We start from the raw sequence: 21,681 nt of genomic DNA, 5'->3' as shown, positions 1-21,681 counted from the left end.
ATGACCGACGAATTTTCGGTGGAAAGCGTCTACGCGGAACTGCTGGGCCGGGCGCCGGAAAACAAGATGGAGCCTCGCCTGGCTCCGCTGTTCCGCGCCATGGAGGTCCTCGGCGAACCCAACAAGGCGTTCCCGATCATCCACGTGACGGGAACCAACGGCAAGACCTCCACGTCGCGGATGATCGAGTCGGTGCTCCGCGCCCATGGCCTGAGCACGGGGCGGTACACCAGCCCGCACCTGTCCAAGGTCACCGAGCGGATCAGCATCGACGGACACCCCGTGCCGGATGAGACGTTTGTGCGGATCTGGGACGAAATCCGGCCCTACCTGCAGATTGTGGATTCGGAACTGGAAGCCGAGGGCCAGCCGCGGCTGACGTACTTCGAATGCCTCACCATCCTTGGCTTCGCCATCTTCGCTGACCAGCCGGTCAACGTGGCCGTCATCGAGGTGGGCCTGGGCGGCATCACCGATGCCACCAACGTCGGGGACGGCCAGGTGTCGGTGATTACCCCGATCTCCTTGGACCACACCGACCTGCTCGGCGACACCACGGAGGACATCGCCCACGAAAAGGCAGGCATCATCAAGCCGGGCGGCTACCTCATCAGTGCCGCCCAGCCCATCGACGCGGCCCAGGTCCTGCTGGAGAAGGCCAAGGAAGTTGGCGTGCCCTTCCGCTTCGAGGGGGTGGAGTTCGGTGTCGAGTCACGCACCGTGGCCGTGGGCGGCCAGATGGTCACCATCCAGGGCATCGCCGGGCGCTACCCTGACCTGCTGGTGCCCCTGCATGGATCCCACCAGGCCCAAAACGCCGCCGTGGCGGTCGCCGCACTGGAGGCGTTCTTTGGCGGCGAAAAGGAACTTGACTTCGAGGTCCTGCAGGAAGGATTCGCTGCAGTGACCTCGCCCGGCCGCCTGGAAGTGGTGCGCACGGCGCCCACCATCGTCGTGGATGCCGCACACAACCCGGACGGCATCCGGGCCTCCGCCGCCGCCCTGCAGGAAGCATTCACGTTCACCAAGCTGGTTCCGGTAGTGGGCGTACTCAAGGAGAAGGACGCCGAAGAGATCCTGCGCGAACTCAAGGAATCCCTGGGCGGCCTGGCAGACGAGTACTGCTTCACCCAGTCCAACTCCCCGCGCGCAGTTCCGGCAGCCGAACTCGCCGAGCTCGCCATTGACCTTGGCTTCGGCGAAGACAAAGTGCACATCGCCGAGAAGCTGGACGACGCCCTGGAATGGGCTGTTGAGCGGGCCGAAGCCAACGACGACCTCTCCGGCGCCGTCCTGGTCACGGGCTCCATCACCCTGGTGGCTGAGGCACGGATCCTGCTCGGGAAGACTGAGGCGTAATCCATGGCCAGACTGACAAAGGCACAGCGCGAGTGGCGCCCCGGGATGCCAAAGAAGCGACGCTCCACCAAGGTCATGTTTGCCTCGACGGTGCTGCTCCTGGAAGCGTTCGTCATGTTTTTCGCCACCCTCGCGGTGTTCGGCCTGCGCCGGGAGGAGTTCCCGCCCGCCCTCATTTTGGGCGTGGGGCTTGCCCTGAGCGCCGTCATGGTGGTGGCCTGCGCGGTCCTCAATAAGCCCTGGGGCGTGGCGCTGGGGTGGATCCTGCAGGTCATCCTGATCCTGACCGGGATCTTTGAGCCGGCCATGTTCCTGGTGGGCGCCCTGTTCGCCATTGCCTGGTGGTACGGCATCCGCACGGGCATCCGGCTTGACCGTGAAGCTGCGCAGCGCGCCCGCGAGCAAGCTGAATGGGAAGCCTCCCACCCGGACCAGGCCGCCGGCCCGGCCCAGCCATAGTCCCCGTAGACTTGACCTGAAACCCCACCCGAACCATTGGAGCAGTTGTGACCACAGAGCGCACCCTCGTCCTGATCAAGCCCGACGGCGTCGCCCGTAACCTGACCGGCGCCATCCTGGCCCGGATCGAAGCCAAAGGCTACAGCCTTGTTGAGCTGAAGAAGGTTGACGCCACCCGCGAACTGCTGGAGCAGCACTACGAAGAGCACGTGGGCAAGCCCTTTTACGAGCCGCTGGTGGAGTTCATGCTCAGCGGCCCGGTCGTGGCAGCTATCTTCGAAGGCCACCGCGTCATCGAGGGCTTCCGTTCACTGGCCGGGACCACCGATCCCACCACGGCGGCGCCGGGCACCATCCGGGGCGACTTCGGCCGCGACTGGGGCCTGAAGGTCCAGCAGAACCTGGTGCACGGCTCGGACTCCACCGAATCCGCCGGGCGCGAGATCAAGATCTGGTTCCAGGGCTGACAGGCCCCGGAACAGAAAGAAGCCCTTGGTTCTTCGGAACCAAGGGCTTCTTTCGTCTGCGGCCTAGAAGCCGGAGGTACCTGCGAACACCTGGATGAACGCAAAAAAGATGGTGGCGATGACGGCAACATACAGCAACGCCGTGATGATCCAGCCGGAGTCACCGAGGATGCGGGTTGCCCGGGCGGGCAGGGGGATCACTCCTGCTGTGATGTTCCTGATGGTGGTCCAGACGAAGAGCGGGATCATGGCCGACCACACGATCATGCAGAACGGGCACAGGATGTGGATGGAGTACAGCGCCTGGGACCACAGCCACACGACGAATGCGAAGCCCAGCGTGACGCCCGCCTGCAGGCCAACCCAGTACCAGCGGGCGAAGGTGGCGCCGGCGAGCAGGGCCATGCCTACGGTAATGATGATGGCGAAGGCCACGATTCCGATGAACATGTTGGGGAACCCGAACAGTGAACTCTGCCAGGTCTGCATGACCTGGCCGCATGAGATCCACGGATTCACATCGCAGACGGTGGTGTGGTTGGGGTCCTTGAGAACCTCGAGCTTCTCCAGGACAAGGGTTCCGGAGGCAAGCCATCCCACAATTCCAGTGATGACCAGAAGCCAGCCGAACGGCCGGTTCCGGGTCATCCGGGGAAGGTTTTCGGCAGCAGCGGTGCGCGGCGCAACGGCTCGATCGCTTTCGTGGGCGCTGACGGGGGAGATGCTGGGCATGGGTGTGGCGTCCTTTTCATCCGGTGCTCCTGTGCCTGATTGTAACGCCGGTGGCTGGTCCCGCCACCCAGGAAGGCAGGAGCAGCGCGGGCCTCCGCGGCGATCCGGCCCGGGTATGAGAGAATGAACGTGGCTGGAAGCCGATCCACATTCGGACTCCGGTCCGGTGGTTTGTTCCCAAGACCGCCAATGATGAGCAGGGCAGGCTTCGGAATTCTCCGGCACTCCCGCGACTCCATTGAGCGGCACCTGGTTGTGGCACGCAGAACAACGGGTTTCAGAACATCCACCGGCTCCTGTGGGCTGCCGCACCCCAATGACGGTGCGAACCCGGGAGCATCCATTTGACTTCTGTCAACGCCTGCGGGTTTTGACAATATGTGCCCCAATGGGTGCCGGATGTGGCGGTACGTCAGGGGCAGGAGTGTAGCCACATATGGATATTGATCGAGAACTGGCCGTTAACGACGAAGCAGTGGCCCCAGCGGCCGCTGCTGCACCGAAGAGGGCTCCACGGGTCCGGCGCAAGGCGGCGCCCAAGGCTGCCGAAGCCGTAGCGGGCGAAGCTGCCGCACCAGAGCCTGCGGCCGACGCGCCGGTGGAAGAACCAGCCGCGGAGAAGAAGGCCCCGGCCCGCCGCACCCGCGCCCGGAAGAAAGCCGACGCCGCCGAACCCCTGCCCGCGTTCGCCGACGACGCTGCGTCCACCGCCGCCGCAGCCGTTGCCGCGGTTGAGGTATCCGCACCGGCGCCGGCCGATGAGGGCCCGGCTGCCGGCCCCGCCCCGGATGCCGCGGCGGACGTCGAAACGAAGCCTGTGCGCCGCCGTCGGGTAGCCACCCGCAAGGTCGCTTCCCCGGCTCCGGCCCCGGAAACTGCAGCGGCGGAAGCTGCTGCCGCCGCTCCGGTGCAGGACGCCGTGGAAGAAACCGCAACGGAGGAAACCCCCGAGGCGTCTGTTGCTGCCCCGGAAGCCGCCGCCCCCGCCGTCGAGGAGGTCCCGCAGGCGCCGGTGCAGGCACAGGAGCCCGCCGCCGCACCTGCAGCTCCCGAGGCCGGAAGCGACGCCGCGTCCACGGCGGCAGCAAGCCCCTTTGGTTCGCTGTTCCTGGAACCAGGTTCCGCCACGTCAGTCCTCTTCCAGGCGCCGGACCTGAGCACCGTGGTCCGCCCCGCGACGCCCGCGGCGGAAGAGACCGACGAGGAAGAGGCCGACGACGCAGACGATTCCGCCAGCCGCCGCCGGCGCCGCAGCCGTGGCCGCCGTGGCCGCAGCCGCATCGGCGAGCGGACAGATGAAGACGTCGAGGGCGGCACCGGTGACGCCGATGCCGAAGACGAAGCCGACGAGGACGCCAACGGGCCGCTGGAAGACGGCGTGACCTCCCGCCGTCGCCGCCGCCGCCGCCGCGGTGACCAGGACCTGGAGTTGACCGGTGGGGAAGGCGACGATCCGCCCAACACGGTGACGAGGGTCCGTGCGCCGCGCGCGGTCAGCGAAGCGCCGGTCAACAACCGGGTCACCAGCGTCAAGGGCTCCACCCGCCTTGAGGCCAAGAAGCAGCGCCGCCGCGAATCCCGCGACACCGGCCGCCGCCGCACCGTGATCACCGAAGCCGAGTTCCTGGCCCGCCGCGAATCCGTGGACCGCCAGATGATCGTCCGGCAGCGCGACGACAGAATCCAGATCGGCGTCCTCGAAGACGGCGTCCTGGCCGAGCACTTCGTGTCCAAGACGCAGCAGGACTCGCTGATCGGCAACGTCTACCTGGGCAAGGTCCAGAACGTGCTGCCGTCCATGGAAGCTGCTTTCGTGGACATCGGACGCGGCCGCAACGCCGTGCTGTACGCCGGCGAGGTCAACTGGGAAGCCGTCAACCTCGAAGGCAAGCAGCGCCGGATCGAAAACGCCCTGAAGTCCGGCGACACTGTCCTGGTTCAGGTGACCAAGGACCCTGTGGGCCACAAGGGCGCCCGCCTCACCAGCCAGATCTCCTTGCCCGGACGCTACCTGGTGTACGTGCCCGGCGGCTCCATGACCGGCATTTCCCGCAAACTGCCGGACGTCGAACGCAACCGCCTCAAGCGCATCCTCAAGGACCGCCTCCCCGAACACGCCGGTGTCATCGTCCGCACCGCCGCAGAGGGCGCCTCCGAAGAGGAACTCACGCACGACATCAACCGGCTGCGCGCACAGTGGGAAGGCATCGAAAGCCAGTCCACCTCCACCAAGGTCCTTGCCCCCGAACTGCTGTACGGCGAACCGGACCTGACCATCAAGGTGGTCCGCGACGTCTTCAACGAGGACTTCTCCAAGCTGATCGTCTCCGGCGAGGAAGCCTGGGACACCATCGAGGCCTACGTCACCTACGTCGCCCCGGACCTGGTGGGCCGCCTCGAGAAGTGGACCAAGGACCAGGACATCTTCTCCGCCTGGCGGATCGATGAGCAGATCCACAAGGCACTCGAGCGCAAGGTGTTCCTGCCCTCCGGCGGTTCCCTGGTCATCGACCGGACCGAAGCCATGACCGTGGTGGACGTCAACACCGGCAAGTTCACCGGCAGCGGCGGCAACCTCGAGGAAACCGTCACCAAGAACAACCTCGAAGCTGCCGAGGAAGTGGTGCGCCAGCTGAGGCTGCGCGATATTGGCGGCATCATCGTGATCGACTTCATCGACATGGTGCTCGAATCCAACCGGGACCTGGTCCTGCGCCGCCTCGTCGAGTGCCTGGGCCGCGACCGGACCAAGCACCAGGTTGCCGAGGTCACGTCCCTGGGCCTGGTCCAGATGACCCGCAAGCGCATGGGCACGGGCCTGCTGGAAGTCTTCGGCGAGCAATGCGAGGCGTGTGCCGGACGCGGCGTCGTGACCCATGACGATCCCGTGGAGCACCGCCGCGCCAACATCGTGGCGGCCGAACACCACGTCCAGCGCGCCGACAACCGTCCCGAAGCCCGCGGGGAGGCCCACCGCCCCGACGGACAGCGGACCGATGCCGGCCAGCCCGGTGCACGCCCCGAGCGGAAGCGCCGCCGTGGACGCGGCGGCCAGCAGGCCGAGGCAGTACCGGCGCCGGCAGTGCACGTGCACACTGTGCAGCCGGATCCCAGTGACGCCGAGCGGCACGCCAAGGCTGAAGCCACCCGGCTTGCGTTGGCCAACATCGCCGCGGCGGCCCACGCGGCGCACCTCCACGACGACGAGCTGGCAGCTGCCCGGCACGCGCCGGCGGAGCAGGCTACGGCCCCGCAAGCACCGGTCCAGCCTGCACCGGCAGCTGACGGGGAAAAGCACGACGCCGATACGCACGGGCGTCCCGCGGCGGTCCTGACGTTCGGCGGCGAGAAAGTCCCGCTTCCGTTCGTGGAGCACGCGGAGGAGCAGCAGCCCAAGCCCGCCCTGACGCTGGACCGGCTCGCGGAAGCATTCGCGCACCTCGGCCAGCCGGTTTCCGCCGTCGAGGACGCTCCGAAAAATCCTGCAGCGGCTGAACCGGCAACGGAACAGGCCGCACAGGAGCCCCGGCCGCAGGGCAGCGAAGCCCCTGCGCGGGCCGCGGAAGCACCGGCTGAAAAGGACTACTCCGACCACACGCTGGAGCAGACAAGGCAGCGCAGGCCGCGCCGCCACCGGGCCGCCAGCCGAGCCCAGGGCGCCGCGAACGAAACCGCCGTCCAGCACCATGAGAACGTCCAAGCCGCAACTACCGGGCACTCACACGCAGCCAAGGCCCCCGAGCCCGCGAACCAGCAGCCTGCTGATAGCGGCAAGCGTTCCGAGGAACCCATCATCCTCGGCGTGGGCGTCCCGGCTTCGGAGCTCTAAATTCCGGCAAGCCACGGCGTCGAAAGGTGAAGTCCCCGTCTCGTGGACCATTCCCCCCGAAAGTACAGGGGGAACAGTGCACGGGGCGGGGACTTCCTGCATCTGGCCGCTGTCACCTTTAGCCGGGCACCGCGCCACCGGCTAGGCTGGGAAACCGACACGGGGTGCCGCGCAGAAGGCCGGCTGAGATCCACACCCGTTGAACCTGTCCGGCTAGTACCGGCGAAGGGATGTCTGTTGTCTTCGACCCTCTCCATGCCCCTGCCAAGTGCCTCCACTGACGCCTCCGGCACCCCTGCGGGCCGCGACATCCCACGGGTCCTCTCCATTGCGGGCTCGGATCCATCCGGCGGAGCAGGAGTCCAAGCGGACCTGAAGAGCATTGCAGCGCACGGCGGATATGGCATGGCCGCCATCACGGCACTGACGGCGCAAAATACCCGTGGCGTTGTGGCCGTCCACGTCCCGCCTGCTGCGTTCCTGGCGCAGCAGCTCGATGCCGTCAGCGACGACATCACCATCGACGCCGTCAAGATCGGCATGCTCGGCGACGAAGCGGTGATCCGCACGGTCCAGCAATGGCTCGACAAGGTGCGTCCCGCCGTCGTAGTCCTGGACCCGGTGATGGTGGCCACCAGCGGCGACCGCCTGCTGAAGGAAACCGCCGAAGCCGCCCTCCGCGACCTGCTCCCGCTTGCCCACCTCATCACCCCCAACCTGCCCGAACTGGCCATGCTGGTGGGCGAAGAGCCAGCGGGGGACTGGGAAGGTGCGCTGGACCAGGGCAGGCGCCTGGCGGATGCCACCGGCGCCACCGTCCTGGTAAAAGGCGGACACCTGTCAGGCGAAGGCTGCCCGGACGCCCTGGTGAACACCGCCGGTGTGCTGGCCCGGGACGTGGTGGAAGTGCCCGGCCCCCGCGTCAACACCCGCAACAGCCACGGGACGGGTTGTTCGCTGTCCTCTGCCATGGCCACGGTCCAGGCCCGGTTGGGCGACTGGGAAGGGGCGCTGCGGACGGTCAAGCCCTGGCTGGCCGGAGCGCTTGAGGATTCCGGCAGGCTGGAGGTCGGCCACGGGAACGGGCCCGTGCACCACTTCCACCATGTGCGGCCCCACCTGCCGGAAGGCGGCTTCGCGGCCAGGCTCTGGGCCGAAGCCCGGCAGGACCTGGCGGATATTTACGCCCTGGACTTCATCCAAGGCCTGGTCTCCGGCGAACTGGCGGAAAAGGACTTTGCCTACTATCTGGCCCAGGACGCCCAATACCTCAACGGCTACTCCCGGGTCCTGGCCCGTGCCAGTGCCCTGGCCCCCTCCGAAGAGGAGCAGCTGTTCTGGGCGGGCTCGGCCCGGCAGTGCCTGGAGGTTGAATCGGAACTGCACCGCTCGTGGCTCAGCACCCGGCCCGGGCAGACGGGCCTGGGACCCGTCACCAAGTCCTACGTTGACCACCTCACAGCCGTCTCGGCGTCGGGCAGCTATGCCGTCCTTGCCGCCGCCGTCCTGCCCTGCTTCTGGCTCTACGCCGAGGTTGGCAGGACACTGCACGCCCGGTTCCTCGCGGCGGGCGAACCGGACGGGCACGCGTACGCCGCGTGGCTCCGCACCTATGCCGACGAGGGCTTCGCCGAGGCCACCCGGCAGGCCATCGCCATGGTGGATGCGGCCGGACGGAAGGCCTCCGACCATGAACAGGCCGCCATGGTCACGGCGTTCAAGCAGTCCTGCCGGCTCGAAGTGGAATTCTTCGACGCGCCGCGCATTCACTCCTGACGTCCAACGGCGGCGCCCCGGCTACAATGGATACGCACGGTTGCGGCGCTGCATGCCATGCTGTGGTTACTATCACAGCCGGCCCTCCGGAACCAGCCTCATTTGCGGCTGGAGACGGATTTAGCGTATTCTGGATCTTCGGTGCTTACGCCAACACTTGGGTTATGACCCCACGGCGTTGAGGCACAGCGAGAAACCAGGCTTTTATTGAGTCGGTTCCGCACGCAAATTTTGTTATAAACGTCGAGAGAAGTGAGTTCCCAAGTGGTGTACGCGATTGTCCGCGCAGGCGGCCGCCAAGAGAAGGTTTCCGTTGGAGACTTCGTTACCCTGAACCGCGTCGCCGGTGGAGCCGGCAGCACCATTGAGCTGCCCGCACTGCTCCTGGTTGACGGTGACAAGGTCACCTCCGCAGCCAAGGACCTGGCCAAGGTAACTGTTACGGCTGAAATCCTCCAGGACCTGCGTGGTCCTAAGATTGTCATCCAGAAGTTCAAGAACAAGACCGGCTACAAGAAGCGCCAGGGTCACCGCCAGGAACTGACCAAGGTCAAGATCACCGGCATCAAGTAACCACCGGTTACTGTTCAGGCATTTCAACAGATTCCCCAGAATTTAGAGGCAGGCATTTCAGATGGCACATAAAAAGGGCGCGAGCTCCACTCGCAACGGTCGCGATTCCAACGCACAGTACCTCGGCGTCAAGCGCTTCGGCGGCCAGGTCGTTTCCGCAGGCGAGATCATCGTCCGCCAGCGTGGCACCCACTTCCACCCGGGCGCCGGCGTAGGCCGCGGCGGTGACGACACCCTGTTCGCACTGACCCCGGGCGCCGTTGAATTCGGCACCCGCCGCGGACGTCGCGTGGTCAACATCGTTGCTGCTGCAGCCGCAGAGTAACAACCAGTTTTGAAGCGGTGGAGCGGGCCTGAGGGCCCGCTCCACTGTTCTTTTAACCGCATTACAATCGTTGTGGCGTCCCCGGGCGCCGCGTAAACAGCATTCTGAGGAGATCCACGTGGCCAGCTTTGTAGACCGGGTAGTACTTCACGTATCCGGCGGAACCGGCGGCCATGGATGCGTTTCCGTCCACCGTGAGAAGTTCAAGCCCCTTGGCGGGCCCGACGGCGGTAACGGCGGCAACGGCGGCGACGTGATCCTCCGGGTGGACCACCAGACCACCACCCTCCTCGACTACCACCACGCGCCGCACCGGCACGCCAGCAACGGCGGGCCCGGCATGGGCGACTGGCGCGGCGGCAAGAACGGCGAAACCCTGGTCCTTCCCGTTCCCGACGGCACCGTGGTCAAGTCCAAGGACGGCACCGTTCTGGCCGACCTGGTGGGTGAAGGCACCGAATATGTGGCCGCCGCCGGCGGCATCGGCGGACTCGGCAACGCAGCCCTGTCCTCCCAGAAACGCCGTGCTCCCGGTTTTGCCCTGCTGGGAATCGAAGGCGAATCCCGCGATGTGGTCCTGGAACTGAAGTCCATTGCAGACATCGCGCTGGTGGGATTCCCGTCCGCGGGCAAGTCCAGCCTGATCGCCGCGATGTCTGCCGCCCGGCCCAAGATCGCCGATTATCCCTTCACCACCCTCATCCCCAACCTGGGCGTCGTCCAGGCAGGCGACGTCCGCTTCACGATTGCCGATGTCCCCGGCCTGATTGAAGGCGCCAGCGAAGGCAAGGGCCTCGGGCACAACTTCCTGCGCCACGTTGAGCGCTGCGCCGCCCTGGTGCATGTGCTCGACTGCGGCACGCTCGAATCCGACCGCGATCCACTCTCGGACCTCGCCATCATCGAAGGCGAACTCGAAAAGTACGCGGTGGACATGAGCTACGCAGGCTCCGACGGCCAAGTGGTCCCCCTCAACCACCGCCCCCGCCTCGTCGCACTGAACAAAGTGGACCTGCCCGACGGCAAAGACATGGCAGAATTCGTGCGCCCGGAACTGGAATCGCGCGGCTACCGCGTCTTCGAGGTCTCCGCCACCAGCCACGAGGGCCTGCGCCAGCTCGGCTTCGCCATGGCCGAAATTGTCCAAGCCGCCCGCGACGCCGTCGCCGCCGAACCTCCCAAGGTCCAGCCGGTCGTGCTCCGGCCGCGCGCCGTCAATGAAACCGGGTTCAAGATCCGCCGCGAGGAAAAGAACCTGGAGCCGCTGTTCCGTGTCCTCGGCGAGAAGCCCGAGCGCTGGGTCAAGCAGACCGACTTCACCAACGAGGAAGCCATCGGCTACCTTGCCGACCGGCTGGCCAAGCTGGGCGTGGAAACCGAACTGTTCAAGCAGGGCGCCAAGCCGGGGGATACCGTGGTCATTGGCGAGGACGACGGCGTTGTCTTCGACTGGGAGCCCACCATGATGGCAGGCGCGGAACTCCTGGCTTCACCCCGTGGCACGGACGTCCGGTTCGCCGATATCGGCGACCGCCCCACGCGCAGCCAGAAGCGTGAGGAACAGCAGGAACGCCGCGACGCCAAAGCCGCCGCCCGTGCCGAACTCGAGGCCGAGCGCAAAGCCGGTATCTGGACCGAGTCCGTCAGCGGACGCCGTGCTGCCCGCCCCGTCCAGGACAGTGGAATGGAAGCGGACGATGACCTCTAGGGTCGTGGACGCGGCGCCGGTTGCGGGCTCCGCGGACAGAAGCCTGCTGGCAGATGCCCGCCGCATCGTGGTGAAGGTGGGGTCCTCCTCACTGACCAGCATCAAGGGCGGCATTTCCGAGGAGTCGCTCACCGCGCTGGCCGACGCCCTCGCCGCCAAGCGCAACGCGGGTGCCGAAATCATCCTGGTCTCCTCCGGCGCCATCGCCGCCGGGTTGGCCCCGCTGGGGTTGGAAAAGCGTCCCCGGGACCTGGCCACCCAGCAGGCGGCGGCCAGCGTGGGCCAGGGCCTCCTGATGGCCCGTTACACCCAGGCGTTTGGCGCCCACGGCGTCACTGTCAGCCAGGTCCTGCTCACGGCCGAGGACCTGATGCGCCGCAGCCAGCACACCAACGCCCTCCGCGCCATGGACCGGCTGCTCAGCCTCGGAGTGGTCCCCGTCGTGAACGAAAACGACACCGTGGCCACCCACGAGATCCGCTTCGGCGACAACGACCGGCTCGCCGCCCTGGTGGCACACCTGGTGCGCGCCGACGCGCTTGTGCTGCTGTCCGACGTCGACGCCCTCTACGACGGTCCGCCGGCCCACGGTGCCAAGCGCATCCCGCTGGTCACCGGAGCGCAGGACCTCGAGGGCGTGTCCATTGGCAAAGCAGGCAAGGCCGGGGTGGGCACCGGAGGAATGATGACCAAGGTGGAAGCCGCCAGCATGGCGGCAGGCTCCGGCATCCACGCGCTGGTGACATCCACGCCCAACGCCGCCGCCGCCCTGAACGGCGAGGACGTCGGCACCTGGTTCTCCGTGAACGGCTCGCGCAAGCCCGTCCGCCTCCTCTGGCTGGCACATGTCGCGTCCGTGCAGGGCCGCCTGGTCCTGGACGACGGCGCGGTGCGGGCCGTGCGCCACCATCACACGTCCTTGCTGCCGGCGGGCATCTCGGCGGTGCATGGCGACTTTGAAGCGGGCGACGCCGTCGAACTGGCCGGTGCCGACGGCACCGTAGTTGCCCGGGGACTGGTGAACTACTCATCCCAGGAGCTGCCGCACATGCTGGGGCGCTCCACGAGGGAGCTGGGCGAGGAACTCGGCAGCGGCTATGACCGCGAAGTTGTTCATGTAGATGACCTGGTGCTGGTCCAGGCCCCCGGCTCGCCTAAACTTGGACTATGACTGACGCCCTGATCCACGCTGCCGTTGATACCGGAACCACTGCTGACCACGCGCAGACGGGCCCGGCGGCAGGACAGGAGACAGGGGTGCCGGCCGCCGCAGCGGACGTCGAAGCGGCAGTCCACGCCATCGCGGACCGATCCCGCCACGCCGCCCGCGGCATGGCCACCGCCAACCGGGCATGGAAGGACCGCGGCCTCCGCGCCGTGGGCGCGGCCCTGCAGGAGAACGTGCAGGCAATCCTCGCAGCCAATGCCATGGATGTCCGGCGCGGCCGGGACAACGGCACCTCCAAAGCGCTCCTGGACCGGCTCACCCTCACCGAAAGCCGTGTTGACGGCCTGGTGGCGGCCCTCGAGAACCTGGCCAACCTCCCGGACCCCGTGGGCAACGTTGTCCGCGGCCAAACCCTCCCCAACGGACTGCGCCTCCGCCAGGTCAACGTGCCCATGGGCGTTGTGGCAGCCATTTACGAAGCACGCCCCAACGTCACTGTGGACATCGCCGGCCTGGCGCTCAAGAGCGGCAACGCCGTCATCCTGCGCGGCGGCAGTGCAGCAGAAGCCACCAACCAGGTCCTGGTGCGGGTACTGCGCGAAGCCCTCGAATCCGTAGGCCTGCCGGCCGACGCCGTCCAGACCGTGGACCAGTTCGGCCGCGCCGGCGCCAATGTCCTGATGAAGGCCCGCGGCCGGGTGGACGTGTTGATTCCCCGCGGCGGCCGCGACCTCATCCAGACGGTGGTGACCAATTCCGCCGTGCCGGTCATCGAGACGGGAGAGGGAAACGTCCACATCTTCCTGGACGAATCCGCTGACGAGACCATGGCGGTGGAGATCCTGCTCAACGCCAAGACCCAGCGGCCCAGCGTCTGCAACACCGTCGAAACCCTGCTGGTCCACTCCGGCGCGACCGTGCTGCCCGCCGTCGCAACAGCCCTTCGAAACGCCGGGGTCCGATTGCATGTGGACCAACGGATCGGTGCAGCCTTGCCCGCCGGGATCGACGCGGAGCCGGCCACGGACGAAGACTGGGCCACGGAATACATGGACCTGGACCTTGCCGTGGCCATGGTGGACAGCCTCGACGAAGCCGTGCAGCACATCCGCACATGGTCCACGGGCCACACCGAAGCGATCCTCACCAACAACCTCGCCAACGCTGAACGGTTCATCGCAGAGGTGGATTCCGCAGCGGTCATCGTCAACGCCTCCACACGCTTTACCGACGGCGGTGAACTCGGCCTGGGCGCCGAGGTGGGGATCTCCACCCAGAAGCTGCACGCCCGCGGCCCGATGGGACTGACCGAGCTGACCACCACGAAGTGGATTGTCCAGGGCGAAGGCCAGGTCCGCGGGTAGCAACGCGGTAACATAGACCAGAACCTTAGAAAGCAGCGGAAGGTTCCGCTGCCTGAAAATCCTTGACCATAGGGGAGAAAATGCTGCTCCAGCAGATCGTCACGTCCATCGCCGCGGCAGGCGACGCAGCCCATGAGGAGCCCGCCCCGCTGCTGGCAGAGCCGTGGGTCTTCGGCGTGTCAATGTTCGCCATCCTGGTGGTCCTGATGTTCATCACGCTGTCCTACAACAACCTGGGCAACCGGCACGCGGCCACCGAAGAGCACGCGGATCCGCACCGCCAGCACCCCAACAAGCACGATCGCGGGCAGGGCCACTAACATTTCGCACAACCTGCACCGCAATGGTGCCCGGGGAAGGCTGCGGCTTGGTGTCATGGGTGGGACGTTCGATCCCATCCACCATGGGCACCTGGTGGCGGCCAGCGAGGTCGCGGCCGAATTCGACCTCGACGAGGTGGTCTTCGTGCCTACCGGGCAGCCATGGCAAAAGTCCCATAAACAGGTCAGCGAGCCTGAGCACCGTTACCTGATGACCGTGATCGCCACGGCCTCCAATCCACGTTTCACCGTCAGCAGGGTCGACGTGGACCGGCCGGGTCCCACGTACACCATCGACACCCTGCGCGACCTCCGGGCCCAGCGGCCGGACGCCGACTTGTTCTTCATCACGGGTGCTGACGCCTTGGCGCAAATCCTGTCCTGGAAAGACATTGACGAGCTCTGGTCGCTGGCCCACTTCGTGGGAGTCACCCGCCCGGGGCACGTCCTGGACGGGATGGGCCGTAAGGACGTCAGTCTCCTGGAAGTGCCTGCCATGGCCATTTCGTCCACGGATTGCCGTGCCCGCGTGGCAGCGAACCATCCGGTGTGGTATCTGGTCCCGGACGGGGTGGTGCAGTACATCGCCAAGTACGACCTCTATGCCGATCCGCCGGCAGGCGCGGATGAACCACTTTCCGAAGCACGCGAACCAGCCAGTACTGAATGAGTTCTCAATGAGTCAGGAACAGCCTCCCATCCGCAGCCGCCGGGAACTCCGGAAGGCCAGGGACGCCCAACAGGGCACCCCGGCCACCACGGAGCAACGCCCGCCTGCCGCGAATCGGCCGGCCGAGGGTGCGCCCGAACCTGCCAGGCGGGCACCTGCCGCGCAGGACCCTGCGGTCCGCCCTGCTTTGACCGCAAGCGCCGAGCCTGCCGCGCGTCCAGAGGCTGTTCCAAGCCAGTCCGCCCCCCAGCGCTCATCCCAGATCCGTGCCCGCGACCGCGCCGCATTGCGCACCATCAAGGAGCTCGAAGAGAAGGAGGGGCAGCTGTCCGCCGGCGGTCCGCCCACCCGGCGCCAGCTGCGGTTGCAGCAGCTCAAGGAGCAGGCACTGACGGCCGCGAATCCAGTGGTTCCACCCGCGGCCGGCCCAACCTCCCCGCCGGCCGCCGGAGCGCCTGCGCCCACGGCCAAGCCCGCCGGCGGAAAGAACAGTGCGCCAGGTGACACCGTCAACCCGGGACCTACGACGGAAGCCGGCAGTTCCGCCCCGGACGGCATGACCGTGGAGCAGGCCTTGGAAGCACGGGCCCTCATCGCCGCACAGGCGCGGAACCAGATCGCCAAAATGGAGCACATCGCCTCCCAGGACCCCGAAGCGGTGGACCCGGAAATCCTCGCCGAACAGATCGCGCTGGCCGAGAGGGCCGCTGTCATGAACCGGCGGGCGATGGCCCGGCAAAAACTCGCCGAACAGGCGGGAGGCCAGGCCCAGGCCGCGGATCCAGCGAAGCAGGCAGCGGCTGCGGGCACCCAGGACAAATCCGGCCCATCCACTGCCAGCAACCTTGCCATGGTCACGCCGCTTGAGTTCGTCCAGGTGCCCGGCGTGGAGCGCCCGGTGATGAAACCGCCGGCAACTTCGCATGTTCCGGTCACCACCCGGCCCGGTACGAAGGTCCAGGCTGGCGGCAAACGCCGGCCGGCAGCCCGTACCAAAGCAGCGCCAGCCGAGTCCGGCACCGGCCGGTCCCAGGTGATTGCCAGGGCCGAAGCGGCCGCAAAGGCGGCCGGCCGGCCCAAACCGGCTGCGCGGCCGGAGGGCCAGTCCGAAGACCTCTTCGAAGACCTGCCCCGGGTACCCGCACGGTCCGCCTACGGCCTTGATCCGCTGGACGCCGCAACAGCAGGGCTCACCAGGGCGCGGCGCAACCGGGTCCTCCAGTTCTGCATCCTCGCGTTCGGGATCCTGGCACTGGTTGCCGGCATCATCCTGATCGTCACCGGCATGTCCCGCTGATCCCACCAGCGGCAACAAACACTTTACCCAAACAAGGAGTCCCGTGACTGCAACACAAACGTCCATCGCCATGGCCCGTACGGCCGCCAAGGCTGCCGCTGACAAGATAGCCCACGACATCGTGGCCCTTGACGTGAGCGAACGGCTGGCCCTGGCCGACGTCTTCCTCATCGCCTCTGCACCCAGCGAACGCCAGGTCAACGCGATAGTGGACGGCATCGAGGAAGAACTTGCCAAGCAGGACCTCCGCCCGGTGCGCCGCGAGGGCCGCTCCGGTGGCCGGTGGGTGCTCCTGGATTACTCGGACATCGTCATCCACGTCCAGCACGAGGAAGACCGCGTGTTCTACGCCCTCGAGCGGCTCTGGAAGGACTGCCCGGTGGTGGACCTGCAGCTCGGCGACGACGTCCCCGCCCAGGCCGGTGCGGTGGCCGACGGCGAGTAGGCGAGACGCCAGATCCCTGAATATTCCCGATTTGGAATTTTCGGAATTGCTGTTCTAAGATATTTGAGTTGCTTCGGGGGAGACCCCGAACAAAGCTTCTCGGAGCGGCAACATTCCGGGGCTGTGGCGCAGCTGGTAGCGCACCTGCATGGCATGCAGGGGGTCAGGGGTTCGAGTCCCCTCAGCTCCACCGGACATCCGCCGGAACCATCACGGTTCCGGCGGATTTTTTTGTACTGCTGTGTTCACGGCAGCCGCCGTCAGCTTCCGGCGGCGGTCAATCGCCGCCGGTGCCGCGGGAAAAGCCCGATTGGCGTCCAGCGGAAAAGTGCATTACTCTGGTCAGGTTGCTCCGGGGAAATCGACCGAAGGGACGCGAAGTACGGGGCTGTGGCGCAGCTGGTAGCGCACCTGCATGGCATGCAGGGGGTCAGGGGTTCGAGTCCCCTCAGCTCCACCGTGCAAAGTAGGAAAAAGGGAACCATCACCTGGTGATGGTTCCCTTTTTCATTGCTCCCTGGAAGCGGGCCGGCCCCGGTGCAAAACCCTTCCCGCGCAGGTCAAACCGGCGTACAACTGATCATGGAGGGCACAGCGTCCCGCCGCTGGTCTTCATTCACCAGAGTCCAGCCCCGGGACGTCGCTGACGAGGAGGTCGCAGATGTCCCAGGCGAATGATTCCGGCTACGGTGCGAATGGCGAAGGGGTTCCCCGCGGAACGCCGCTGTCGCGTGACACAGCCATCCGGGGACCGGCCAGGCCGGCTCCGTATATTGGGGCCGGCCTCCTGCTGGCGGCAGCCATTCTCCTCCCGCTGATGCCGCAGCTGTACTCCTTTGACGCACCCCGGCTGGGCGGCATGCCGTTTTTCTACTGGTACCAGCTGGCATGGGTGCCAATTTCCGCCGTGCTGACCGGCACAGCCTATTGGCTGGTCACCAGGGAAGACCGACGACGGCGGGCTGAGGCACGGGCCGGCGGCCCGCCGAGGGCGGGTGGCGCCTCCGCCCGGCCCGGCCGGGGAGGGGACCGGCCATGAACGGGCGCGAAATCAACTGGACCGCCCTGGTCATCGTTGTGCTGCTGTTCGTCGTCGTGGCCGTGATGGGGTTCCTCGCTGCCAAGTGGCGGCGCGGATCCGAAGTGGAGGGCCTGCACAGCCTTGACGAGTGGGGCCTGGGCGGCCGCGGGTTCGGAACCTGGATCACCTGGTTCCTGCTGGGCGGGGACCTTTACACCGCCTACACCTTTGTGGCGGTCCCGGCGGCCATGTGGGCCACGGGCGCGGTCAGCGGCTTCTTCGCCGTCCCCTACACGATCGTCCTCTACCCGATCATCTTCATCATCATGAGCCGGCTGTGGTCGGTCTCCCACCGCCACGGCTACGTCACCTCGGCCGACTTCGTGGGCGGCCGGTACGGCAGCCGTTGGCTTTCCCTGGCGGTGGCAGTCACCGGAATCGTAGCCACCATGCCGTATATCGCGCTGCAGCTTGTCGGCATCAAGGCGGTGCTCACGGTCCTGGGCCTGGGCAGCTCCGGCAACGTGCTGTTGACCGACCTGCCATTGATCCTGGCTTTTGTGGTCCTGGCCGCCTACACGTACACCTCGGGGCTGCGTGCACCGGCGATGATCGCCGTGGTCAAGGACCTGCTGATCTACCTCGCCGTCATCGTGGCCGTGATCTACCTGCCCATCAAGTTTGGTGGCTGGGACACGATCTTCAATTCCGCGCAGGCCAAACTGGGCACCGTCAACCAGGCCACGGGCAAGCCGGCCGGCGTCTTCATTCCAGGCGCCGCCAACTACTCCGCATACTGGTCACTCGCCCTTGGTTCAGCCATGGCACTGTTCATGTACCCGCACTCCGTGACGGCCGTGCTGGCCTCGAAGGCACGGAACACCATCCGCCGCAACGCCGCGATCCTCCCGCTGTATTCGCTGATGCTCGGCTTCCTGGCCCTGCTGGGATTCGTTGCCATCCAGGCCGGGACCAAGCCCATCGACCTGGATGGATCGGTCAACCCGCAGCTGGTGGTCCCTCAGTTGTTCCTTGACCACTTCCCGGCCTGGTTCGCGGGAATCGCGCTGGCCGCCATCGCCATCGGTGCCCTGGTGCCGGCAGCGATCATGTCGATCGCCGCCGCGAACATGTTCACCCGCAACATCTACCGCGACTTCATCCGGCCCGACGTGGACGCCAGGACCGAAGCGAAAGTATCCAAGATCGTCTCCCTGGTGGTGAAGGTGGGCGCACTGGTCTTCGTCATCGCCATGGACCAGTCCGCCGCCATCAACATGCAGCTGCTGGGCGGCATCTGGATCCTGCAAACGTTCCCGGCGGTAGTGGCCGGCCTGTACACCCGCTGGTTCGACCGGTGGGCCCTCCTGGCCGGCTGGGCAGTGGGCATCGTGTTCGGAACAGTCTCCGCCTATAACGTGGTCAACCCTGTCACCAAGGCGCACTTTGGTGGCTCGGTGGCCGCCTTCCCGGGGACGGACTTCAGCGTGTACATCGCGGTGTCCGCGTTCGCGCTCAACCTGGTGGTCGCCGTCGTCCTGACTGTGGTGCTGCGGGCACTGAAGGTCCGGACGGGGGAGGACCTGACGCGGCCCACGGACTACGCCGCCGATGAGACCGACCCGAAGGTCGTGCAGATCGAGCAGACCCAGCATTACACCCAGCCGGGCGGCCCGTCGCCAGTGGCTTAGCCGCCCATCCGGGCCTGGTGTCACAACCAGTCGTGGCGGCGCAGTGGCGGCTCAGCCCCGCCCGGCCGGCGGGCAAGGACCTGGTTGACGCCGGTCAGCCCGTTTTCGAAGCCCAGGGCGCTGGCCGCCATGTAGAGGCGCCATACCCTGGCGCGCCCCGCCCCGGCGAGGGCTACAGCTTCGTCCCAGTTCTCTTCCAGCCGCCGGACCCAGGCCCGGAGGGTCAGGGCATAGTGGCGGCGAAGGGCCTCGACGTCGAGGACTTCGAACCGGGCTGTTTCCAAGGCGGCCACCATCTCGCCCAGGCTGATCATTTCCCCATCGGGGAAAACGTACCGGGGAATGAACGAGTCGGGATCGGGGCTGGTGGGGCCGGCATTCCAGGAGATGGCGTGGTTCAGCAGCCGGCCGCCGGGCTTGAGCAGCCCGAAGAGCGCTGCGGCGTAGGAGGGGGTCTGGGCCCGGCCCACGTGCTCGGACATGCCAATGGAGCTGATGGCGTCGAACGGTCCGTCGTGCACATCCCGGTAGTCCTGCACCCGGATCTCCACGCTGCCGGTGAGGCCGGCATCTGCAGCCCGCTTGGCGGCCAGGGCGGCCTGTTCCGTCGACAGCGTCACCCCCACCACGCTGACCCCGTACCTGGCGGCCGCGTGGAGGGCGAAGCTGCCCCAGCCGCACCCCACGTCCAGGACCCGCATCCCGGGCTGGAGGCCCAGTTTGCGGCAGACCAGGTCCAGTTTGGCCTCCTGCGCGGCGTCCAGGCCCACGTCCGGCGCCTGCGGATCCGGCGCGCCGGCGGCCGGCCATACCGCGCAGGAATAGACCATGGAGGATCCCAGCACCAGGGCATAGAAATCATTGCCGACGTCGTAGTGATGGGAGATGGCGGCAGAATCCCGGCCCCGGGAATGCATCCGGCCCTTCCGTGCAATGCGGGCCTCCTCCGGCGGCGGAACCGGGTTGGGACCCACCGCGCCCAGCCTGACCGCAGTCCGTGCCAGCAGCAACAGTTCGCGGGCAGTGGGCGGACGGAAGGGGCCGGGCTCGGCAAACTTCCCTGCCGAGCTCAGTGCCCCGAAGGCCGCGAACACGTCTCCCGGAGCGTCGATCTCACCCGCTACATACGCCCGGCTCAGTCCCAGTTGCCCCGGTGACCACAGCATCCGCCGGAGTGCCCGGCGTGACCTGAACTCCAAGACCGGGGCGTCCGCGGGCCCGGCCTCGGAGCCATCCCAGGCCCTCAGGCGCAAGGGGATCCGATCCGTCCCCAGCACCACCCCCAACGCTGTTGCCAGCCGGTCAGCATGTCCCGTGGCCTTGGTGGCTCCCGCAGTGTCCATGGGCCCACCCTAAGGCTGTGCTGCCCTCCGCGACTATCATTGGGGAGTGATTCCTGAGCCGACCGATGTGGTGGTCATCGGGGCGGGCCAAGCCGGCCTGTCCGCCGCCCTACCACCTGCAGCGCCGGAGATTCGATTTTGCGGTGCTCGACGCCGAGGACGGTCCGGGCGGTGCCTGGCGGCATCGGTGGAAGAGCCTGCGCATGGCAACGGTCAACGGAATCAGCGACTTGCCGGGGATCCCCAAACCGGACGTCGATCCAACCGAGCCCAGCTCCCAATTCCTGACCCGCTACTTTGGCGGCTACGAGGCCGCCCTGGGCCTTGCCGTGCACCGGCCCGTCAAAGTGCGTGCTGTCCGGCGGGAAGACGAGGACCCGGCCGGACGGCTGAGGGTGGAGACGTCCGACGGCGTCTGGAGCGCCAGGGCCCTCATCAACGCCACAGGCACCTGGAGCCGCCCGTTCTGGCCCATCTACCCGGGCCGGTCCTCATTCCGCGGCCGCCAGCTGCACGTTGCCGACTACGTCTCCGCCGCTGAATTCACGGGCAAGCACGTGATTGTGGTGGGCGGCGGCATCTCCGCCGTCGGCCTGCTGGACGAGATTTCCCGGGTGACGTCCACCAGCTGGTTCACGCGCCGGGAACCGGTCTGGCGGGACGCCCCTTTCGATGCCCGGGCCGGGCACGACGCAGTGGCCCTGGTGGAGGACCGTGTCCGCCGGGGCCTCCCGCCGCAAAGCGTCGTATCGGCGACCGGACTCATCTGGACTCCGGCGCTCCGCGCAGCACGGGAGCGCGGCGTCCTTGACCGGCAGCCCATGTTCACGTCCATCGAACCGGACGGAGTCCGCCGCGCCGATGGCAGTTTCCTGAAGGCGGACGTCATCCTGTGGGCCACCGGCTTCAGGGCCGAACTGGAACACCTTGCCCCGCTCCACCTCCGCGGACCGGGCGGCGGGATCGCGGTGGAAGGAACCCAGGTGGCAGCTGAGCCGCGCGTCCACCTGGTGGGCTACGGTCCGTCGTCGTCCACCATCGGCGCCAACCGGGCCGGCCGGGCTGCAGTGGCAGCCATCGCGGCACTGCCCGGGATGGCTCCGGCGGCGGAAACGGTAACGTGGGGGTGACTCC

The 21,681-nt window shown here is 67.1% G+C and carries 18 protein-coding genes, 2 tRNA genes, 1 pseudogene and 1 riboswitch; of the genes and pseudogenes, 19 read left to right on the top strand and 2 right to left on the bottom strand.

Features of this window, described 5'->3' with window-relative positions; translation table 11 throughout:
* From AC4EEV_RS02320 to ndk, 3 genes are read left to right on the top strand one after another with little or no spacing between them, the layout of a single operon-like run.
* Complete coding sequence (locus AC4EEV_RS02320; protein ID WP_491330063.1) at positions 1-1,359, top strand: bifunctional folylpolyglutamate synthase/dihydrofolate synthase; 1,359 nt, start codon at positions 1-3, stop codon at positions 1,357-1,359.
* Between the two features lie 3 nt (positions 1,360-1,362).
* Entirely contained in the window at positions 1,363-1,818 is a 456-nt protein-coding gene (locus AC4EEV_RS02315; protein ID WP_491330062.1) for a DUF4233 domain-containing protein, read from the top strand.
* 47 nt (positions 1,819-1,865) lie between these two features.
* Positions 1,866-2,285, top strand: coding sequence for a nucleoside-diphosphate kinase (ndk, locus tag AC4EEV_RS02310; RefSeq protein ID WP_018761571.1), 420 nt, complete (start codon positions 1,866-1,868; stop codon positions 2,283-2,285).
* Positions 2,286-2,348: 63 nt separating this feature from the next.
* On the opposite strand, the gene AC4EEV_RS02305 is transcribed toward ndk, so the two are convergent.
* A complete protein-coding gene (locus AC4EEV_RS02305; RefSeq protein WP_018761570.1) occupies positions 2,349-3,017 on the bottom strand; it encodes a vitamin K epoxide reductase family protein in 669 nt (222 codons plus the stop codon).
* Positions 3,018-3,453: 436 nt separating this feature from the next.
* On the opposite strand from AC4EEV_RS02305, the gene AC4EEV_RS02300 reads away from it, so the two are divergent.
* The 15 genes from AC4EEV_RS02300 (at position 3,454) to mctP (ending at position 19,204) form a co-directional block, all read left to right on the top strand.
* Positions 3,454-6,846: an Rne/Rng family ribonuclease gene (locus AC4EEV_RS02300; RefSeq protein ID WP_491330061.1), complete on the top strand. Its 3,393-nt coding sequence runs from the start codon at positions 3,454-3,456 to the stop codon at positions 6,844-6,846.
* A 150-nt stretch (positions 6,847-6,996) separates the two neighbouring features.
* A riboswitch (TPP riboswitch) is annotated at positions 6,997-7,094 on the top strand.
* A 7-nt stretch (positions 7,095-7,101) separates the two neighbouring features.
* Positions 7,102-8,622 (top strand): bifunctional hydroxymethylpyrimidine kinase/phosphomethylpyrimidine kinase, encoded by a 1,521-nt coding sequence (thiD, locus tag AC4EEV_RS02295; protein ID WP_285318352.1) that lies wholly within the window; start codon positions 7,102-7,104, stop codon positions 8,620-8,622.
* Between the two features lie 264 nt (positions 8,623-8,886).
* Positions 8,887-9,195, top strand: a complete 309-nt coding sequence (rplU, locus tag AC4EEV_RS02290; RefSeq protein WP_018761567.1) for a 50S ribosomal protein L21 — start codon at positions 8,887-8,889, stop codon at positions 9,193-9,195.
* A gap of 61 nt (positions 9,196-9,256) precedes the next feature.
* Positions 9,257-9,520 carry a 50S ribosomal protein L27 gene (gene rpmA / locus AC4EEV_RS02285; protein WP_009372867.1) on the top strand — a complete coding sequence of 88 codons (264 nt, stop codon included), beginning with the start codon at positions 9,257-9,259 and terminating at the stop codon, positions 9,518-9,520.
* Between the two features lie 118 nt (positions 9,521-9,638).
* Positions 9,639-11,228 carry a GTPase ObgE gene (gene obgE, locus AC4EEV_RS02280; protein WP_109044463.1) on the top strand — a complete coding sequence of 530 codons (1,590 nt, stop codon included), beginning with the start codon at positions 9,639-9,641 and terminating at the stop codon, positions 11,226-11,228.
* A complete protein-coding gene (gene proB / locus AC4EEV_RS02275; RefSeq protein WP_109044464.1) occupies positions 11,218-12,399 on the top strand; it encodes a glutamate 5-kinase in 1,182 nt (393 codons plus the stop codon). Before obgE ends, proB begins: the two co-directional genes overlap by 11 nt.
* Positions 12,396-13,760 carry a glutamate-5-semialdehyde dehydrogenase gene (locus AC4EEV_RS02270; RefSeq protein WP_491330060.1) on the top strand — a complete coding sequence of 455 codons (1,365 nt, stop codon included), beginning with the start codon at positions 12,396-12,398 and terminating at the stop codon, positions 13,758-13,760. Before proB ends, AC4EEV_RS02270 begins: the two co-directional genes overlap by 4 nt.
* 80 nt (positions 13,761-13,840) lie before the next feature.
* A complete protein-coding gene (locus AC4EEV_RS02265; RefSeq protein WP_018761563.1) occupies positions 13,841-14,080 on the top strand; it encodes a hypothetical protein in 240 nt (79 codons plus the stop codon).
* A gap of 55 nt (positions 14,081-14,135) precedes the next feature.
* Positions 14,136-14,750 carry a nicotinate-nucleotide adenylyltransferase gene (gene nadD, locus AC4EEV_RS02260; protein WP_018761562.1) on the top strand — a complete coding sequence of 205 codons (615 nt, stop codon included), beginning with the start codon at positions 14,136-14,138 and terminating at the stop codon, positions 14,748-14,750.
* Positions 14,751-14,757: 7 nt separating this feature from the next.
* A complete protein-coding gene (locus tag AC4EEV_RS02255) occupies positions 14,758-16,047 on the top strand; it encodes a hypothetical protein (protein WP_491330059.1) in 1,290 nt (429 codons plus the stop codon).
* Positions 16,048-16,090: 43 nt separating this feature from the next.
* Entirely contained in the window at positions 16,091-16,492 is a 402-nt protein-coding gene (rsfS, locus tag AC4EEV_RS02250; protein WP_491330058.1) for a ribosome silencing factor, read from the top strand.
* 117 nt (positions 16,493-16,609) lie between these two features.
* Positions 16,610-16,682 (top strand) — tRNA-Ala (locus AC4EEV_RS02245).
* Positions 16,683-16,876: 194 nt separating this feature from the next.
* A tRNA-Ala gene (locus AC4EEV_RS02240) sits at positions 16,877-16,949 on the top strand.
* Between the two features lie 204 nt (positions 16,950-17,153).
* Positions 17,154-17,531 (top strand): DUF3311 domain-containing protein, encoded by a 378-nt coding sequence (locus tag AC4EEV_RS02235; protein ID WP_491330057.1) that lies wholly within the window; start codon positions 17,154-17,156, stop codon positions 17,529-17,531.
* Positions 17,528-19,204 (top strand): monocarboxylate uptake permease MctP, encoded by a 1,677-nt coding sequence (gene mctP / locus AC4EEV_RS02230; RefSeq protein ID WP_109044468.1) that lies wholly within the window; start codon positions 17,528-17,530, stop codon positions 19,202-19,204. Before AC4EEV_RS02235 ends, mctP begins: the two co-directional genes overlap by 4 nt.
* A gap of 20 nt (positions 19,205-19,224) precedes the next feature.
* On the opposite strand, the gene AC4EEV_RS02225 is transcribed toward mctP, so the two are convergent.
* A complete protein-coding gene (locus AC4EEV_RS02225; RefSeq protein ID WP_491330056.1) occupies positions 19,225-20,547 on the bottom strand; it encodes a class I SAM-dependent methyltransferase in 1,323 nt (440 codons plus the stop codon).
* 46 nt (positions 20,548-20,593) lie between these two features.
* On the opposite strand from AC4EEV_RS02225, the pseudogene AC4EEV_RS02220 reads away from it, so the two are divergent.
* A pseudogene (locus AC4EEV_RS02220) lies at positions 20,594-21,677 on the top strand (FAD-dependent oxidoreductase).
* Positions 21,678-21,681: the final 4 nt, after the last annotated feature.

This window comes from Pseudarthrobacter sp. MOO14 (genome assembly GCF_058267675.1).
This window is presented reverse-complemented; position numbering and strand designations above follow the sequence as displayed.

Bases quoted from the DNA above. Each gene is read 5' to 3' on its own strand.
- AC4EEV_RS02315 (WP_491330062.1), top strand. From the start codon at position 1,363: ATGGCCAGACTGACAAAGGCACAGCGCGAGTGGCGCCCCGGGATGCCA.
- AC4EEV_RS02300 (WP_491330061.1), top strand. From the start codon at position 3,454: ATGGATATTGATCGAGAACTGGCCGTTAACGACGAAGCAGTGGCCCCA.
- thiD (WP_285318352.1), top strand. From the start codon at position 7,102: ATGCCCCTGCCAAGTGCCTCCACTGACGCCTCCGGCACCCCTGCGGGC.
- AC4EEV_RS02265 (WP_018761563.1), top strand. From the start codon at position 13,841: ATGCTGCTCCAGCAGATCGTCACGTCCATCGCCGCGGCAGGCGACGCA.
- AC4EEV_RS02320 (WP_491330063.1), top strand. From the start codon at position 1: ATGACCGACGAATTTTCGGTGGAAAGCGTCTACGCGGAACTGCTGGGC.
- AC4EEV_RS02225 (WP_491330056.1), bottom strand. From the start codon at position 20,547: ATGGACACTGCGGGAGCCACCAAGGCCACGGGACATGCTGACCGGCTG.
- proB (WP_109044464.1), top strand. From the start codon at position 11,218: ATGACCTCTAGGGTCGTGGACGCGGCGCCGGTTGCGGGCTCCGCGGAC.
- AC4EEV_RS02305 (WP_018761570.1), bottom strand. From the start codon at position 3,017: ATGCCCAGCATCTCCCCCGTCAGCGCCCACGAAAGCGATCGAGCCGTT.
- mctP (WP_109044468.1), top strand. From the start codon at position 17,528: ATGAACGGGCGCGAAATCAACTGGACCGCCCTGGTCATCGTTGTGCTG.
- AC4EEV_RS02235 (WP_491330057.1), top strand. From the start codon at position 17,154: ATGTCCCAGGCGAATGATTCCGGCTACGGTGCGAATGGCGAAGGGGTT.
- AC4EEV_RS02270 (WP_491330060.1), top strand. From the start codon at position 12,396: ATGACTGACGCCCTGATCCACGCTGCCGTTGATACCGGAACCACTGCT.
- nadD (WP_018761562.1), top strand. From the start codon at position 14,136: ATGGGTGGGACGTTCGATCCCATCCACCATGGGCACCTGGTGGCGGCC.
- AC4EEV_RS02255 (WP_491330059.1), top strand. From the start codon at position 14,758: ATGAGTCAGGAACAGCCTCCCATCCGCAGCCGCCGGGAACTCCGGAAG.
- rpmA (WP_009372867.1), top strand. From the start codon at position 9,257: ATGGCACATAAAAAGGGCGCGAGCTCCACTCGCAACGGTCGCGATTCC.